The 17,037-nt window shown below is 65.9% G+C and carries 15 protein-coding genes; 7 read left to right on the forward strand and 8 right to left on the reverse strand.

Annotation, left to right across the window (positions count from 1 at the left end; all coding sequences use genetic code 11):
* Positions 1-8: 8 nt before the first annotated feature.
* Together K8O92_23180 and K8O92_23185 are read left to right on the forward strand one after the other, a co-directional pair.
* Positions 9-575 (forward strand): TetR/AcrR family transcriptional regulator, encoded by a 567-nt coding sequence (locus K8O92_23180; protein UAK35893.1) that lies wholly within the window; start codon positions 9-11, stop codon positions 573-575.
* A gap of 189 nt (positions 576-764) precedes the next feature.
* Entirely contained in the window at positions 765-3,671 is a 2,907-nt protein-coding gene (locus tag K8O92_23185) for a UPF0182 family protein (protein ID UAK30776.1), read from the forward strand.
* Between the two features lie 32 nt (positions 3,672-3,703).
* Here K8O92_23185 and K8O92_23190 read toward each other — a convergent pair whose 3' ends face one another.
* From K8O92_23190 to K8O92_23210, 5 genes are all read right to left on the reverse strand, one after another.
* Positions 3,704-4,327: a DUF2165 domain-containing protein gene (locus K8O92_23190; protein UAK30777.1), complete on the reverse strand. Its 624-nt coding sequence runs from the start codon at positions 4,325-4,327 to the stop codon at positions 3,704-3,706.
* A 286-nt stretch (positions 4,328-4,613) separates the two neighbouring features.
* Positions 4,614-5,129 (reverse strand): peptide-methionine (S)-S-oxide reductase MsrA, encoded by a 516-nt coding sequence (gene msrA, locus K8O92_23195; GenBank protein ID UAK30778.1) that lies wholly within the window; start codon positions 5,127-5,129, stop codon positions 4,614-4,616.
* Positions 5,126-5,581: a peptide-methionine (R)-S-oxide reductase MsrB gene (gene msrB, locus K8O92_23200; GenBank protein ID UAK30779.1), complete on the reverse strand. Its 456-nt coding sequence runs from the start codon at positions 5,579-5,581 to the stop codon at positions 5,126-5,128. The genes msrA and msrB overlap by 4 nt, the downstream gene beginning before the upstream one ends.
* A gap of 138 nt (positions 5,582-5,719) precedes the next feature.
* On the reverse strand, positions 5,720-6,880 hold the full coding sequence (locus K8O92_23205) for a hypothetical protein (protein UAK30780.1): 1,161 nt from the start codon (positions 6,878-6,880) through the stop codon (positions 5,720-5,722).
* A gap of 10 nt (positions 6,881-6,890) precedes the next feature.
* Entirely contained in the window at positions 6,891-7,817 is a 927-nt protein-coding gene (locus K8O92_23210; GenBank protein ID UAK35894.1) for a metal-dependent hydrolase, read from the reverse strand.
* A 240-nt stretch (positions 7,818-8,057) separates the two neighbouring features.
* On the opposite strand from K8O92_23210, the gene K8O92_23215 reads away from it, so the two are divergent.
* Positions 8,058-8,678: a TetR/AcrR family transcriptional regulator gene (locus K8O92_23215; protein ID UAK30781.1), complete on the forward strand. Its 621-nt coding sequence runs from the start codon at positions 8,058-8,060 to the stop codon at positions 8,676-8,678.
* A 79-nt stretch (positions 8,679-8,757) separates the two neighbouring features.
* Here K8O92_23215 and K8O92_23220 read toward each other — a convergent pair whose 3' ends face one another.
* Complete coding sequence (locus K8O92_23220; protein UAK30782.1) at positions 8,758-9,150, reverse strand: hypothetical protein; 393 nt, start codon at positions 9,148-9,150, stop codon at positions 8,758-8,760.
* 384 nt (positions 9,151-9,534) lie between these two features.
* Here K8O92_23220 and K8O92_23225 point away from each other — a divergent pair, with 384 nt between their 5' ends.
* Together K8O92_23225 and K8O92_23230 are read left to right on the forward strand one after the other, a co-directional pair.
* Positions 9,535-10,758: a cytochrome P450 gene (locus K8O92_23225; GenBank protein UAK30783.1), complete on the forward strand. Its 1,224-nt coding sequence runs from the start codon at positions 9,535-9,537 to the stop codon at positions 10,756-10,758.
* 333 nt (positions 10,759-11,091) lie between these two features.
* The gene (locus K8O92_23230) at positions 11,092-12,891 is read left to right on the forward strand and encodes a hypothetical protein (GenBank protein UAK30784.1); all 1,800 of its coding nucleotides are present in this window, start codon (positions 11,092-11,094) and stop codon (positions 12,889-12,891) included.
* A gap of 116 nt (positions 12,892-13,007) precedes the next feature.
* Here the strand turns inward: K8O92_23230 and K8O92_23235 are convergent, their stop codons facing one another.
* Together K8O92_23235 and K8O92_23240 are read right to left on the reverse strand one after the other, a co-directional pair.
* A complete protein-coding gene (locus K8O92_23235) occupies positions 13,008-13,664 on the reverse strand; it encodes a 2OG-Fe dioxygenase family protein (GenBank protein UAK35895.1) in 657 nt (218 codons plus the stop codon).
* Positions 13,665-13,842: 178 nt separating this feature from the next.
* Positions 13,843-14,637 carry an SDR family NAD(P)-dependent oxidoreductase gene (locus tag K8O92_23240; GenBank protein ID UAK30785.1) on the reverse strand — a complete coding sequence of 265 codons (795 nt, stop codon included), beginning with the start codon at positions 14,635-14,637 and terminating at the stop codon, positions 13,843-13,845.
* 157 nt (positions 14,638-14,794) lie between these two features.
* Between K8O92_23240 and K8O92_23245 the strand changes: the two genes are divergently transcribed.
* Positions 14,795-15,472, forward strand: coding sequence for a TetR/AcrR family transcriptional regulator (locus tag K8O92_23245; protein ID UAK30786.1), 678 nt, complete (start codon positions 14,795-14,797; stop codon positions 15,470-15,472).
* Between the two features lie 174 nt (positions 15,473-15,646).
* Positions 15,647-16,975, forward strand: coding sequence for a deoxyribodipyrimidine photo-lyase (locus K8O92_23250; GenBank protein ID UAK30787.1), 1,329 nt, complete (start codon positions 15,647-15,649; stop codon positions 16,973-16,975).
* The last annotated feature ends 62 nt before the right edge of the window (positions 16,976-17,037 follow it).

Below are 17,037 nucleotides of genomic sequence, written 5' to 3' on the forward strand. Positions count from 1 at the left end.
CGAAAGGGATCGCCAAACGGGAGGAGATTCTCGAGGCGGCACTGGAGATCGTGGCGCGCGTCGGTTACAGCCGGACGACCGTGCGTGAACTGGCTGAGGCCGTCGGCCTCAGCCAGGCCGGTCTGCTGCACTACTTCGGCAGCAAAGAGCAGCTCTTCGCCGCGATTCTCGCGCGTCGCGACGACGTCGATCACGAAACCTTCACCACCCCCGCCGCGCCGCCGGAGCTTCCCGCCGCGCTGGTCCGCCTGATCCGGCACAACGCGGAAGTCCCCGGCTTGATCGAGCTCTACGCTCGCTTCTCCGCCGAGGCCATCCGTCCCGACCACCCCGCTCACGACTACTTCCGCGACCGCTACCGCACTGTCCGCGAGGCGCTCACCCGCACCGTCGCCGAACTCCGCGAATCGGGTCGCCTTCCCCGTGACATCGATCCGGACCGATTCGCCGTCATCACCTCGGCCCTGCTCGACGGCCTGCAGACGCAGTGGCTCTACGACCCGGGCGTGGACATGGCCGACCACGTGGCGTACTTGTGGGAGCTGATCGAACGCTCCGGGGACTCCGAGCGCTGACACCCGTGCGTAGCGGCAGGTAGGTGGGACTCCAGGGTCCGGAGATCACGTAGTCGGCCACCCGTGCCCACGCCGCCGGTGCACGCTGTTCGTTCGAGCACGACGCCTCGATCCACGCCGGTAGACTCGAACTCGGTGGTTCGCGTCGGCCATACCTCGTTCGGCCGGACGCAGCCACAGGAGTGGGAGATGAGCGCACGCGACGGCCCCAGCCCGCGGCGGTTGCATCGCAGCACTCGATTGCTGGTGATCGCCGCCACGGTGTTCGTTGTGTCGCTGTTGATCATTCCCCGCCTGATCAGAGGCTATGTCAGCTGGTTGTGGTTCGGTGAAGTCGGATTCCGAGGCGTCTGGCTCACCGCGCTGTTCACGCGCTTGTCGCTGTTCGTCGTGGTCGGCCTGATCATCGGTGGCGTCCTCTTCGCTTCGATGTGGCTCGCCTTCCGGTTCCGTCCGCTCTTCGTCCCCGATGCGGGGCAGGACGACAGCCTCCGGCCATATCGGGCGATGGTGCTGCGGCGGCCGTCGCGGTTCGGGCTCGGCATCGCCGCGACGCTCGGTCTGCTCTGCGGCCTCATAGCGCAATCGAGCTGGATGACAGTTCAACTGTTCCTCCACGGCGGCTCCTTCGGTGTGTCGGATCCCCAGTTCGGCCACGACGTCGGGTTCTTCGTGTTCGACCTGCCGTTCTACCGTCTCGTCGTCAACTGGCTGTTCGTCGCCGTCGTACTCGCCTTCTTCGCCGGACTCGCGACGCACTACCTGCTCGGAGGACTGCGGCTGTCCGGAAAATCCCGCGGCCTGACGCATGCGGCGCGCGTCCAGCTCGCGGTGCTCGCCGGTGCGTTCATCGTCTTGAAGGCCGCCGCCTACTGGCTCGACCGGTACTCGCTGCTCTCGAGCAGCAGCAAGGAGCCCACCTTCGCGGGGCCGGGCTACACGGATATCAATGCCGTGCTGCCCGCCCGCCTGATTCTCTTCGCGATCGCCGTCATCTGCGCCGTGGCGATCTTCGCCGCCGTCGTGGTGCGCGACCTGCGCATTCCGGCGATGGCCGCCGCGCTGCTGTTGTTGTCCTCGATTCTCGTCGGAGCGGTCTGGCCGCTGGCCGTCGAGCAGTTCTCCGTCCGCCCGAACGCCGCCGACATGGAGCGCGTCTATATCGAACGCAACATCGCGGCTACTCGGCAGGCGTACGGAATAGGCAGCGATCGGGTCGATTACCAGGCCTATTCCGGTGTCGGCAGCAAGCCGCCGTCCGAGGTGCCCGCGGACGTGACCACGATCGCCGATGTACGCCTGCTGGATCCGAACGTGCTGTCGCGAACCTTCACCCAGCAACAGCAGCTGAAGAACTTCTACAGCTTCCCACCACATCTGGACCTTGATCGGTACCGCGTCGGTGGGGAACTACGCGACTACGTGGTTGCAGCGCGCGAGCTGACGCCGAGCGCGCTGAGCGGCAATCAGCGCCATTGGGTCAATCGGCACACCGTCTACACCCACGGGAACGGGTTCGTCGCCGCACCTGCCAACCGGGTCAACGCGGCGGTCCGCGAGGCCGCGGGCGACGCTGCCAGCAGCAACAGCGGATACCCGATCTACGCGGTCGGCGATATCGCTTCCCAGGCATCCGGGCAGCAGGTGATCCGGGTGGATCAGCCCCGCGTGTACTACGGCGAAGTGATCGCCCATGCCAGCCCGGACTACGCCATCGTCGGCGGCGGCAGCGAGCCCCGCGAGTACGACACCGACACCACCAAGTACACCTACACCGGATCAGGCGGTGTCCCCATCGGGAACTGGCTCGATCGCCTCGCGTTCGCGGCCACCTACGCCGAACGCAACATCATTTTCTCCAAGGCCATCGGTCCTGAGTCGAAGATCATCTTCAATCGCGATCCTCGCCATCGCGTCGAGCTCGTCGCGCCGTGGTTGACCACCGACAACAATCCCTACCCGGCGGTCGTGGACGGCCGCATCGTCTGGATCGTCGACGCCTACACCGCGGTCGACGGTTACCCCTACGCCAAGGGCAGCTCCCTGGAAGCTCTCGAGCCAGGCGAGGACGCCCGCCGAGGATCACCGCGACAGGTGTCCTACGTGCGCAACTCCATCAAGGCCACCGTCGACGCATACGACGGCACGGTCACTCTCTACCAGGTCGACCGGCAGGATCCGGTGCTCGCGGCGTGGATGAAGGTATTCCCCGGCACCGTCGAACCCGAGGAGTCGATCACGCCGGAACTGCGCGCGCACTTCCGGTACCCCGAGGACTTGTTCACGATCCAACGCGAGATGCTGGCCAAATACCACGTCGACGAACCGCGCGAATTCTTCACCACCAACGCGTTCTGGTCGGTGCCGAGCGATCCCACCGTGGAGACCAACCCGCACCAGGCTCCGTTCTATGTCCTGATCGGCGACACCGACACCGCCGAGCCGTCGTTCCGGCTGGCGAGCGCGATGGTGGGGTACAACAGGGAATTCCTCTCCGCCTACGTCTCCGCGCACTCCGATCCCGAGAGCTACGGCAAGATCAGCGTCTTGCAGCTGCCGACCGACACGCTCACCCAAGGGCCGCAACAGATCCAGAACTCGATGATCTCCGACACCAGAGTGGCATCCGAGCGAACGCTGCTCGAGCGCTCGAACCGGATCCAGTACGGCAACCTGCTCACCCTGCCGATCGCCGACGGCGGCGTGCTCTACGTCGAACCGTTGTTCACCGAACGGATTTCGACGGCACCGAACGCGTCGACATTCCCGCAGCTGGCGCGGGTGCTCGTCAGCTACCGTGAACCGGGCACCGGCGGCGTGCTGGTGGGATACGCGCCGACCCTGGCCGAGGCGCTCGACCAAGTATTCGGTTCAGGGACCGGCCGGCTCGCCACCCCACCCGGTGGCGGTCCCGGGGCTCCGCTGCCACCGGGCCAGCAACCGGCGCCGCAGCCGTCGCCACAACCGTCAGCGCAACCGCCGCCGCCTGCGGATCAAGCGAAGATCGCCGAACTCAACGCGCAGATCGACGAAATCCGCGCGGCGCTCGAACGTCTCCAGAAGCAGTTGAACGACCTCGATCGCAACGGTCGCTGACGTTCGCGTCGGCCATCCCGTCTCCGCTGGTCTCACTCCCGGGCGGATTCGGCTACTTCGACTGTTCCGCGTGAATCAGGCTGCGCCGAGCTCGTTCCAGGTACGGCGGAATACTGCGAGGCCGGAGACTCCGGCAAGTGAACGAGAATCAGGCCCACGGCGGCGATCAGGAAGTTCTGCAGCGCAGCCGAGGAGGCGTTGACGTCGTCGTTGGCCCACATACGGAACCATTCGCCCGCGACGGTCAAGAAACCGCCTGCGAACAGCAGCATCGCCATGGTCCAACCCAGGCTCGACAGTTTCACCGCCACGTCGAGTCCGGCTCGGAGCCGGCGCGGCCGCCCGGTCAGCACCCGGACCCACACAGCCGCGCCGGAAAGCAGCACGAAGGCGATCAGGAATTCCCAGATCACGATCAGAATGTAGGCGACGAGCGCGACATTGCTGTCGGTGATCGCCCGCCAATCCGTTCCCGGAGTGTGGATCGTCGACTTCATCGACAGTACAGCGGCCACACCGTTGCGGTTGGTGTCGGTGTCCACGCAATTGGTGAAGGCGACGAACAGATAGTAGAAGCCGGTGATGGTGGCCAGCGTCGCCACCGCCATCCGACGGCTACCGAGCACGTCGAGAACCTTTGCGCCACTGTGCTTCATATACGTCCACCTCGGGTCGACTGGCATGAATGTCAGGCCATCCAGGCGTCGATGATCATATAAGCACCCCGATCGTGCTCCGTCCCCACGGCGGGGAGGCCCGGGAATCGAGAAGGCTTCCATCGCAAAGCCTTCCGTCACCCCGGCCGGTCACGACCTCTATCCGGCCCGTTCCAAAGGCCGTCGCAGTGATCGGTGTGCGGTAGGACCGGAGTCCATGAGGTCACAGCTTTCCGTCGAGCACCTCGGCGGGAGCTCACGTGAGCTCCCGCCGAGGCGTCCTGTCCTACTGCGCGGTGGTCTGCCGTTTCGGCAGCTTCCACCCCGGCCGGGGGAAGTGGCAGGTGTAGCCGTCGGGGTAGCGCAGCAGGTAGTCCTGATGCTCGGGCTCGGCCTCCCAGAACGCGCTCGCCGGGGTCACCTCGGTGACCACCTTTCCGGGCCACAGCCCCGAGGCCTCCACATCGGCGATGGTGTCCAGGGCGGTGCGCTTCTGGTCGTCATCGAGATAGAAGATCGCCGATCGGTAGCTGCTGCCGATGTCGTTGCCCTGGCGGTCCTTGGTCGTCGGGTCGTGGATCTGGAAGAAGAATTCCAGCAAATTCCGGTAGTCCGTCCGGGCCGGGTCGTAGACGATCTCCACGGCCTCCGCATGGCCCGGGTGATTGCGATACGTGGGGTGCTCGTTGCGTCCACCGGTGTAGCCGACGCGCGTCGACACCACTCCCGGCTGCTTGCGGATCAAGTCCTGCATACCCCAGAAGCATCCACCGGCCAGAATCGCCTTGCGCGTGTCGGTCACGCCTTCTCCTTCGCGAAGAGAGTCCTGTACTGTCCGTAGCCTTCCGCCTCGAGATCGTCGAGGTGGATGAAGCGCAGCGCTTTCGAATTGATGCAGTACCGCAAGCCGCCCGCCTCGCGGGGGCCGTCGGTGAACACATGCCCGAGATGGCTGTCGCCGTGCGTCGACCGCACCTCCGTGCGGACCATCAGATGACTGAAGTCCCGCTTCTCGACCACGTTCCCGGCGTCGATCGGCTTGGTGAAACTCGGCCATCCCGATCCGCTGTCGAACTTGTCGACCGAGGCGAACAACGGCTCACCGGACACCACATCCACATAGATACCCGGCTCGTGGTTGTCCCAGTACTCGCCCGTGAACGCCCGCTCGGTCCCGTTCTCCTGAGTGACGTGGTACTGCTCAGGGGACAGGGCGGCGATCGCCGCGGGATTCCGGTTGTACTCCCGTGTCACATGACCTCCTCATATCGGCCCCTGGTACAACCCGCGCGCAGGCTCGGAAAATCCCGGCGAGCCCGGCGTCACACCCCCGGCCGGGCGGGCGGCAGACGCCCTGCGACGCCCGCCGCCCGCAGCCTCGGCTGTCCGCCGCTATGCCGTGCGAGTAACGGCATCTTCGGCAACAGAGGGAGCGCTGATTTCCTGCGCTTTCCTGTGGGGCACGGTGAACACGGCGATCACGCAGAGAATGGCGACGACGAAGCACGCCAGGGTGTACCAGAGATTCCCGATGGGGTCGCCTTCACTCGTCACGCCGTCGACGGCGCCGAAGAAGTCGGGCAACGCGGTCACCCAGAGGAATGCCATGACGCCCAGGTACACCACGCTGTAGATCCGGACGAAGGCGTTGGTGTAGGGCGCGCTCTCCGCAGAGGCTCGCCGCAGCCGCAGCCACTGGCGGGTGAGGATCACGACGGCGACAATGGTGACGATCACCAGTTCGGTCGCGTAGAGGAATCCGCGCACCGTGGTACTTCCCATCCCCAACACCGTCGCGGGGATCGGCAACACCGCCGTGCCCAACGAGGCGAGTATGCCGATGACGACCGTGCGCCAGACCAATTGCGGCCCGGAGAAGGATTGCCCTCGATCGACGTGGCGGCCGACGAACAACTGGACACAGAACGCCAGAGACATCGGCCATAAAGCCGCGAATACCACGACGCTCGGAAGTGGCACCGAATCGAACATCGGCTGATTGATCGGGTTGTCGATCGACCATTCCCACCACCGCAGCTGCGGTCCGAGATGGTCGAAGATCTCATAGAAGGCATGGTGGACGAAGCCCACGCACACCGATCCCGCAAGTACCCCGTACCGCCGGAAGACTCCGAGCATCCTGACTATTTCGAAGGCCAGTGTGGCCATGAACGGATAGATCGCGATGATGTAGAGCGGTAATCGGCCCCACAGAAATTCCACGGTGAACAAGTTGTGCGCGAACATCGTGTCGACATGCGCATCGATACCGAAGGCCGCCGGGAAGTACAAGGGTGGTTCGATGATGAACAGGTATGCGGTCGCGCCGAACCAGAGCACCAAGTTGGTGGGATCGCCGTGGCGGCGCAAACGCACGATCGCGTAGATCAGCGCGAGTATCGCCCCCAGGACGATCGTGAACTCGAGTACGGGCAGCGTCCAGTTCTCCAGCGCGAAAGGATTTCGCACCTCGACCAGTCCGCCTACCTCCGCGCAGGCGAAGCCGAGTTCCGTCGCGAGTTGGTCGAAGGTGGGCGCGCAAAGGTCAGCCATCGGTCCACTCCTATCCTGCGACCGTGTCAGCGGTGTACCAGTGCGACACGTCGTAGCCGGCGTCGTAGCGCTCGAACCACACGCCGGCGAGTGCGGGCAGCTTCTCGTGGTCCGGGTTGTGCTTCGGCAGCTGACTGCGAATGACGCCCGCCAACGCGACGAGTTGCTCGCGGAGCGGAAGATGGTCGAACGCGCGGGGCATCGTTCCGTTGTCCTCGGCATGAAGGAACGGCAACCACTTACGCAGCTTCTGCATACGCCGATAGGACGCGAACATCGACAATGCGTCGATCTTCCGATCCTCCAGCGGGACATGCTCATTGAAGCCGGCGCAGGCCAACCGGATCACCTTCATCACGTGACGGAAGATCGACGGAGCCATGCGCATCCGGTATACGTCGCTTCCGACGACCGAATCGAAGATGATCAATGCGGAACTTCGATGCTCGACTTCTTCGACGAAGTGCCAGATGAAAAGGGAGGCTACCCGGTCGTCTCCCGGCCGGAACAGCGTGTCGTCGTTGTCGAGCATCAGTTTGAACACCGGGGTGAAGGTCGCCTCCAGGTCGGCGGTGTAGGCGAGCCGGTATTCGACCGAAGTGTTCACGGTGAGGCGATCGAATTCCGCGATCACTTCGTTGAGTGTCTCCTGTAGCCCCGGGTAGCGCCTGATGAGGCCGTTGGCATGTTGGCGGTGGGCGGTGGAATGCTGTCCTTCCTGGCGTACGAACGCGTCGGCTTCCTCAGCGACCGCTGGATCGGTGATCAGCGGCATGGCCTCGCGAATCATGTTGACGATCATCTTCTCGAAGCCGATCGCCAGGAAAGACACCGCGTTGGCCATGGACGAGAAGGCCGGATTCTCCTCGTTCCACAAGAAGGGCACGTCGTAGTCGGCGAATGCGAAGCGCATCTTCCGGACTTGAAGATCGGTCACTGGCTGTACCTCGTCTTTCGAAATGCACCGGCCCGGGGGCATCGCTCGGATGTCGCGAGCCATGTTGTTTCGGTGATCATACACAAAATGGCTCTCGTGTATGATGACAATCGGACGCTCGAACAACGGGCCGGGGGAGGGGGCCACCCTGTGATACGGTCGATCTCTGATCCGGATGGTCGGCAGGCTTTCCATTCAGGGGGTTCGCAAGCGACAGGCTTCGAGTCGAGGAAGCGGGCAGTGGCACGAAGGCGCGGGTGGGGCGGGAGTCCGCCGAAAGACGACGAGGAAGCTTCTCGCCGAATCGTCGCCGCCGCAGTCGATCTGATCGGGCGCACGGGTGCGGAGATCAGCATCGCCGACGTCGCGGAGTCGCTCGGTGTCATCCGTCAGACGGTCTACCGATACTTCCCGAGTGCGGACGCGCTGATGACGGCCGCGGCGATCGCGTCGGTCGACGGTTTCCTCGATCGGCTGACGCAGCAGGTCAGCGGTATCGAAGACGCCGTGGAAGCGATGACCGAGGCAGTCGTCTACACGCTGGCCGAGGTACGGCGAACGCCCCACCTCGGCATCTTGCTGTCGAGCACGTACTCGAACGTTCACCCCGAAAGCCTCACCTCCGAAGAAGCGCGAGCGTTCGGGATGACGATGATCAAGCGCTTCGACGTCGATTGGGAGCGTTACGGATACGACGACGAGTCGCTGCACGAACTCGTCGAATACGTGCTCCGGACGATGCAGTCCTTCTTCATCTCTCCGGGCAACCCGCCACGCGGCGAGGACGACCTGCGACGATACCTACGCCGGTGGATGGGAGCCGCGATCGTCGCCCAGATGAAGCCGTCGGCGAGCGTCTAGCGCCTCGTTCGGGCAGTTCGTCGCGGTACCGATACGGCAGCTCTGTCTCCGGCTGCTACTCGTGGGAGCGTCAGCGCCGTCAGGGCGCGTCCAGCACGCTCGCCGGAACCCCATAGGGCAGGAACCGCACCCGACGGCGCGCATCGGTGTTGTCGCGATGCGCGCGCAAGGCTTCGAGTTCGCTGGGGAAGACCTGGTCGACCCGGGCCTCGCCGAGGTCATCGATGCTGTAGATCGCCCACACCCCGCTGCCGGTCTCCCCGGTGGTCTCGCCCTCGGCTTCCGGTGGACGTGGCCGTTCCGGTTGAACGAACTGACCGAACAGCGACGCCAGTGAACCGAGGCTCGCTTGATCTACGCGATCCAGATATACGCCGGCTTTTCCGAGCAGGTCGCGGAGCTCGGTGCCCGCCCCACGCAGGGCGCGTTCGAAATCTTCCGGATCGATGCCGAAAGGCCCGTTGGTTGCCATCGCATGTGCTCCTGGGGACGAGGTGGGCGTTACGTCCTCAGTGTCCTCGCGAAACGCCGACTTCGCCACGCCGACCTCGCCCGCCCCCCGACGCCCCACCTTCGACCCGGCCCCGGCAAGTGCCTTCCCGGCGACTCGGATCACGAACTCGCCTTCGCCAACAGTCGACCGGCGTGCTGATTGTCCGCCCGGACCGCCGGAACGCCGCCACCCGACCGCTGCCGCGGGCGGTCCGGCAGTGCCCGAAATTTCGTTTTGCGACGTTCGGCTTCCGGTTGGAGGCAGGATCCGTCCGTTGACCGGTTCGTCGGGCGGACTCGCCGTGATACTCGTGCACGACCGTCGCTACGACGGCTGAAGGGCTCACGCGCAGAAGGGAAACCGATGACAACCAGCCTGCCCGCATTCCCCGCGGCGAACGAGGATCTGCTGGACACCTGTATCCGGCTCCGGGAGATCGCGCCGGTGGTCGAGGTGGAGTTCCCCGGTGGCGTGCCCGCCTACCTGGCGCTCACCCACGACGCGGTGCGCGAGATCCTCGCCGGGGACAACAAGACCTTCGCCCGCGATCCGAAGCACTGGCCCGCCCTGTACGACGGTTCGATTCCCGAGGACTGGCCCTTGCGTGCCATCGTGCAGGGCGATCACCTGTCCACCAAGGACGGCGACGACCATCGTCGGCTTCGCGGCCTGATCAGCAAGGCGTTCACCCCGGGCCGGGTGCAGGCTCTGGAGCCGCGCGTCCAACAGATCATCGACCGATTGCTGGACGAGGTGGTGGCGGCAGGCGACGGTGTCGACCTGGTGCCCACCTTCACCGAAGCCCTGCCGATGGCGGTGATCTGTGAACTGTTCGGAGTGCCGGAACCGGAGCGGGATCGGCTGCGGCGCTGGACCGCGACCCTTCTGGCGCACACCACTCCGCCCGAGGAGGCGTTCGCGACGCAGAACGCCCTCATGCTGTACCTGTACGAACTGGCGGACCGCAAGCAGCGGGAGCCCGGGGACGACCTGACCACGGGCCTGGTGCAAGCCCGCGACGAGGGGGACAAGCTCACGGCCGAAGAGCTGGTCGCCGTCCTGTGGATCATGTTGGTGGCCGGCCACGAGACCACGGTGCACATGCTCGGATACGCCATTCTGGCGCTGTCGCGGCATCCCGATCAGCTCGCGCTGGCGAAGGCCGAGGACCGCTGGGCCGATGTGGTGGAAGAGACTGTGCGCTACCGCCATTCGGTGATGATGACGAGTTGGCGGTTCACGCTGACGGAAGTCACCGTGGCGGGCGTGACCATTCCCAAGGGTAAGGCGGTCGGCGTGGCCTACCAGGCATGCGGGATCGACCCGGCCCAGTACGGCGAGACGGCGAACGAGTTCGACATCACCCGCAAGCAGCACGGCGGACATCTCGGGTTCGGCCATGGACCGCGGTACTGCATCGGCGCGGGGCTGGCCCGCTTGGAGGGACGGCTCGCGCTCGCCTCGCTCTATCGACGGCTGCCGAACCTCGAACTCGCCATCGATCCGGAGAACATCCCGTATTCGCCGTCCTTCTTCACCATCGGCCCGCTGTCCCTGCCGGTCAAGCTCGGTGACGAACGGGGGTGAGTGCGGCCCGACGCGGCAACCCGTGCCGGGGGCCGAGGTCTTCTTCCGGACCGCGATCGGAGGCCGGATCGACGCCGAGTCTCCGTAGGGTGCCGGTTGCCGCGTCGGGAGACCGGCACGAGTCGGCGTTCGAGCTTCCTCGAACGCCGCTCGCGATGACGTTACGGCCGCGAACGCCGTCAATGTGGGCCTCCGCCCCCGCGTTTCCGCTGGTCAGGGCCTGTTGCGAACGGAGAACACATCATCGAAATCTAGGACAGCCTATCGCCTGTCATGTCAAGCTGCTGCGGTCCGCAGTTCCGCAGAAACTGGCAGGAAGGATCGATGACGCCGATGTCACAGGGAGATCCGATCGTCGGGACCACGTCCGAACAGCTCGCTCGAATCGCGGTCGAGGGGGCTTGGGACGCGCGGGGGCAGGTCCGCCCGGAAGCAGTGCAGTTCGCGTCGAACCTGGTGGCTGCGCTGCGCAAGCGTAGCGGCGACGGGCTCGTGCCCGATGATGTGGCCGACTTGGTGAGCCGGGCGCTGAACGTCGCCGTCCCGACGTTCCCGCGCATCGAGGCGCCGGGCGGGATCGGGCTGTCGGCGCACATGCTGCGGCAGACCAGCACCCGATCTTGCCCGCTGGTGGTCTTTCCCGCCGGATGGACACCCGTGGGTTGGCCGTTGTTCGAATACGCTTACCTCACGCTCGCGGTGAAGGGCTACCACGTGCTGGCCTACACGCCACGCGGCATCGGCTGGACCGCGCTGCCGGGTACCAACCTGCCGTGGTTCGGCACATCGGAAGGGACCGTCGACGTGGCTGGTCCCAAGGATCGGGAGGACGGCTCCGCGGTGCTCGAATACGCGATAGACGAGCTCTCGCCCAGCGGCGTCGCGTTCATGGGCGAGTCCTACGGCTCGGGCATCAGTCAGCTCGTGGCCGCGCACGACGACCGGGTGGATGTCGTCGTGGCACTCAGCACATGGGGAAACCTCGCTACCAGCCTGTATGACAACCACACTCGCCACCTGCGGGCGGTGGACGCGCTGATCGCCCTGACCGGCGGCGACCCCGCGGACAAGTTCGACGAGGAAACGCTCGAGATCCTCGCGAAGTTCGCGGAGGGCACGGATATGGATCCGGTCGTCGACTGGGGCACCGACCGCGCGCCGGAAAGCTATGTCGGCTCCCGCGAGATCCCGACCTTCTTCTCCAATACCTGGCACGAAGGGCTCTTCCCCGTCAACCAGGTGCTGGAAACCTTCGAGAAGCTGCCGCGGCCCAAGCGACTGAACATGTGGATCGGCGATCACGCGGCGCCGGAAGGCCCCGGGCTGATCGCTCCACCCATGCCGGGAGCGGGACCGAACGAGCCGCTGCGCGAGGCGTATGCCTGGCTCGATCACTACTTGAAACGCGAGGACAACGGCGTCGACACGTGGCCGGAGATCAGCAACCAGGTCATGTTCACCTACGTGACCACCCCATCCGGGAACGGCCAGAACGTGATCATCGAACCGGCGCGGCGGGAGGAGAAGGCTTCGTGGGCAGACGTCACCACCGACACCGAAACGCTGATCCTGACCGATGAGCGTGAAGGCGGCGACGGCGCACTGACGCCCGAGGGAACGGCCGGTTGGCAGCGCAGCTTCACCGTGGGCAAGGAGCCACAGGTCCTCGCGATGGACAAGCTCATGGCCACCGGCCAGGAAGAGTGGGCGGGCAATCCCAAGATCTACCGGACCAACGAGATCGATCGCAGCCATGCCCTGGTGTGGTCGACGGGGCCGCTGCTGGCGGCGCGCGGCGGGATAGCCCGGGAGATTCGCGGGATCCCGCGGTTGCAGGTGACCATCGACAGTACCGACGAGGCCGCGACGGTGGTGGCCTACCTGCTCGATGTCGACGAGGACGATTCGGCGAGAATCATCACCCACGAGCCGAAAACAGTCGAGTCGGGCATGCCCGCCACCGTCGCTTGGGACTTGCAGGCAGCCGCCTACGACGTGCCGGACGGCCACCGATTGATGCTGGTCATCGACGGCATGGACTTCCTCTATTCCCATGCCAATTCGATCGACTCCCGGATCACCATCAGTTCACCGGCCGGCGCGGCCTCCTGCCTGGAGTTGCCGCTCGGCTGACCGTTGTGCGTGGCCCGGTTCCAGCACCGGGCCACGCCACGGTCGACGGCTCGCGTCCGAAGCGCCCTGCGCACCAACTGTTTCCGTCCCTGACGCTCCGGATCGAGCCGGACGCTTCAGCCCGGAGCGAACGTCACCACCAGAACATCGCGATAGGCGGGGCGGTTTCGGTCGACCGGACGTACCGGCGAGACACTGTGCAGGGTGCGGCGGTCGTCGCCGAGCAGCAGCGCTCCCGGCCTGCCGAGTGTGCTTCGCAGCAGCCGTCTTCCGTTCGAATCGAATACCGAACTCGCGCCACCGGCAGCGTTCTGCCTGCCGACCAGAAGCGAAGAGACGAGTGTGACGCCGTCGCGGTGGCGGCCTTCCGGTGTGGGCAGACCGTTCGCGTCCGCCGATGCGATCACACGGAAGGGATGTACCTTCGCGCTCCATCGCGCCGGGGCGTCCAATGCCGTCGCCATCCGCGCGAGCAGTCGCAGCACCGCCAGGAACACGGGGTCGGCCACGAAGGATTCGGTCAGGGGCTCGAAAGTGCGATCCACGCCGATGTAGAGCGGATTGCTGTTCTCCGGCTGCACGAACGAATCCTGCGGCAACCGCCCGATCCGCTCGCTCGAGCCGGTGAGCGAGAACTGCCCGTAACGGCGCAGCCTGCATGTTCCGTGGGCGCCGGCGTAGACGTCTGTGCTCAGATCTTCCCAATGTCGACGGAAGCGATCCCAGTCCGCTGTCTCCAGACCGAGAGCTGATGTCGTGAGTGCGGCGGGCATCAGGTGAACGCCATCGGTGACCAGGGCGTGCCGAGCGGCTTCCACCGCCGGTCGGTACCGCCCCAGTGCCTGCGGTGATTGCTGCGCCTCCGTCCCCGCCGCGGTAGGGATTCGCTTCACGGGATGATCTGCCTTTCTCTGACCTCTGCGCGACGTCGTCGACGCTCGCGACCAGGGGCTAATGAGAGCCGGTTCGGGCAGGTGTCGAGAGGATCCGGTGGGCTCTGGCCTTGACGGCGTCGGGCAGGACGTGATTGGCCAGGCCGAAAGCCTTGGACAGCAGCGAGGCGGCGAAGACTTGTTGCCGGCCGCTCAGCAGGGACTCGACGCCCTGGCGGGCCACCTCGGCGGGATCGTCCTTCGTCATGCGGCCGACGCGGGTGCCCAGCATCCCGGCGCGGCGGAAGAAGTCGGTGTCGGTGGGGCCGGGCAGCAGGGCGGTCACGGTGACATCGGTGTCCCGCAGTTCTTCGCGCAGGGCTTCGGCGAACGACTGGATGAAGGATTTCGACGCGTTGTACACCGCTTGGCCGGCGCCGGGCATCGTGGCGGCGATGGAGGAGGTGAAGAGCAGTTTGCCGTCGTTGCGCTCGACCATGCCGGGCAGGACGAGTTTGGCCAGGTGCACGGTCGAGCGGATGTTGAGATCGATGATGGACAGTTCGTCGTCGAAATCGGTCTCCAGGAACGTGCCGCCGCGGCCGACGCCCGCGTTCAAGGCGACAGCGCTGGGGTGCCGCCCGTATTCGGTGGCGGCCCGGTAGAGCTGTTCGACGCCGCCCGCCGTCCGCAGGTCGACCTGCACCGGGCGCACCTCGAAGCTCGGGTCGAGCAATGACGCGGCGGCGGTCTTGATGGTGTCGTCTTCGGCGGCGATCACGACGTCGTAGCCGTGCTCGACGAATTGCCGAGCCAGCTCGAAGCCGATACCGCTGGAAGCTCCGGTGACGAGTGCGAGGGGTCTGTCTGTCATGTGATGCGGCTACCCACTGACGCCGCACCCATACCCGAACTCGGATTACCGCCGACCGCGACCGCACGCACGAGGCCGTGCGCGCGCTTGTGCGATGGCCGAGCCGGTCGTCCGGGCGGCTCGTGGTGGTGACTCGCCCGCTCGGTAGTCTGCAAGGGTGTCCGCCGCTCCCGCCGACGCACCGATCACGCCGGTGCGAAACGGAGTGTTCTTCACACTTCCGGAGGCGTTGCCGCGTGGTCGGCACAAGCTGGCGCGGGAGCAGGTGCTGGCCGCGCAGCGAGAACGGCTGCTGGCCGCGGCGACCGAACTGCTGGCCGCCCGCGGTTACTCCGGATTCGGCCCCACCGACATCGCGAAGCGGGCCGGAGTCTCGTTGGCGGCTTTCTACGACGCCTTCGCCAACAAGGACGAATGCGTCTTCGCAGGCTACGACCGCTTCATCCAAGTGCTGCTGACCCAGCTCATCACGGCGGAGATCAAAGGCAGAGACCGCAGGTCCGTCGTCGGTGCGGCCCTCAGCCGGTACCTGGGCACCTTGCAGGACGACGTGGTCGTCGCTCGCGCTTACCAGGTCGAGATCGATGCGCTCGGGCCCGCCGTCCGCCGCCGGAGAAGGCAGTCGCTACGCCGGTTCGCCGAACATATCCGGGGTTTGGTGCAAGGCGCGAGCAGCGATCGGCAACCACCCCTGTCCGTCACGGCTTACATGGGCGTCGTCTACGCCGTACGTCAACTCACCGCCGACGCGCTCGACGAATCGGAAGAGCCGGACCTGACCGCGCTCAGCGCCGACTTGGAACCCTGGCTCATCGATCTGTTCCGCGAACGCTGACCGAGGGCGCTGCGCGTGTTTCCGACTTGACATGGCAGCCGCGGTCCCGCAGCATTGGCGTAAACATCATTACTCCGATATCGCCCGCCTCGGCGCGGCCACCGCAAACCGAATGCCCGATTCCGCCGTCGTCGATCCGCTCGACGGGTGCCTGTCGTCGAAAATGACCACCGGATGGCCATAACAATCGCACTTTTCACCCGTGACCTGCGTGTCCACGACAATCCCGTCCTGTTGGCCGCCGTGCGCGAGGGGGCGGCGGTGGTTCCTCTCTTCGTCGTCGACGACCGTATCGTCGGCAGCGCCCGCCCCGCCGGCAATCAGCTTCGGTTCCTCTCCGCCGCGCTGGCCGAGCTCGATGCCGAACTGCGCTGCGCCGGTGGACAGTTGGTGATCCGACACGGCGATTACGTGGATGCCGTGGATCAGGTGGCGGCGCAGGTACACGCCGACAGCGTCCACGTCGCCGAGGACGCCACCTGGTACAGCCGCTGCCGGACACGGGCGCTGCGGGAACGGCTGGCGCGTCGCAGTTGCCTGCTGCATACCCATCCCGCCACCATCACCGCCGTCGATCCGTCCGACTGCGCCCCGCACGGAGCGAGCGACCAGGTTCCCGACTTCCCGGCTTACTTCCGCCGATGGCTGGAAGCTCCCAAGCGGCGTCCCCTGGTCAAGCCGTCGGAGTTGATCGTCCCTCGCCTCGACAGTGATCCCGTTCCCAGATTCGACGAACTCGGCGATGCCGCTGTTTCACCGGAGCTGTCCGTCGGCGGGGAGATCACAGGGCGTGCGCTGTGGCGGGGCTGCACCGACGACCGGAACCCGTCACGCGGCAGGCCAAGAGGCGATCTCACCAGGGAGGGGTATTCCCGGCTGTCGCCGTACCTGCATTTCGGCTGTCTTTCCGCGGCCGAGATGGCGCATCGCACCGACATGGCGACGACGGACGGACGCGCCTTCCTCCGCCTTCTCGCTCGGCGCGACTTCCATCTCCAGTTCCTCGCCGCCCGCGCCGACATCGCCCGGTACGGTGATCGCCTCCGCCAGCGGCACCCCCATGATCCGGTCGTGGTCCGTGCCTGGCGTGACGGCCGTACCGGATACCCGATCGTCGACGCCGGGATGCGGCAACTGGCCGCGCAGGGATGGATGCCGGAACGAGCGCGGGTGATCGCCGCCGATTTCCTCACTACGACGTTGCGGGTGGACTGGCGGGTCGGCGCCGAACACTTCCGGCGGTGGCTGCTCGACGCCGACGCCGCGAGCGGCCGCTTCACCTGGCAGCAGGTGGCGGGAAGCCTGCGCATTCCGTTCTCCGTCGGACGTCTCGACCCGGGCGCCGCCGGCGCTGCGGAACGCTACGACCCCGAGGGGAACTACGTGCGGCGCTGGATACCGGAATTGGCTTCCCTGCCGGGTTCGGAGATCCACCGCCCGTGGCGGCATCGCGTGCCGACTTCGGTATATCCAGCCCCTATCGCCGGTAGCGGCCGCAACTAGCGGGTCATCCGCGCGGTTTCGCGTGACCGCTGCCGGGTACCGCCGCGACGGACGTAGTTTGT

The sequence above is a fragment of the Nocardia asteroides genome (assembly GCA_019930625.1).
Lineage (GTDB): Bacteria > Actinomycetota > Actinomycetes > Mycobacteriales > Mycobacteriaceae > Nocardia > Nocardia sputi.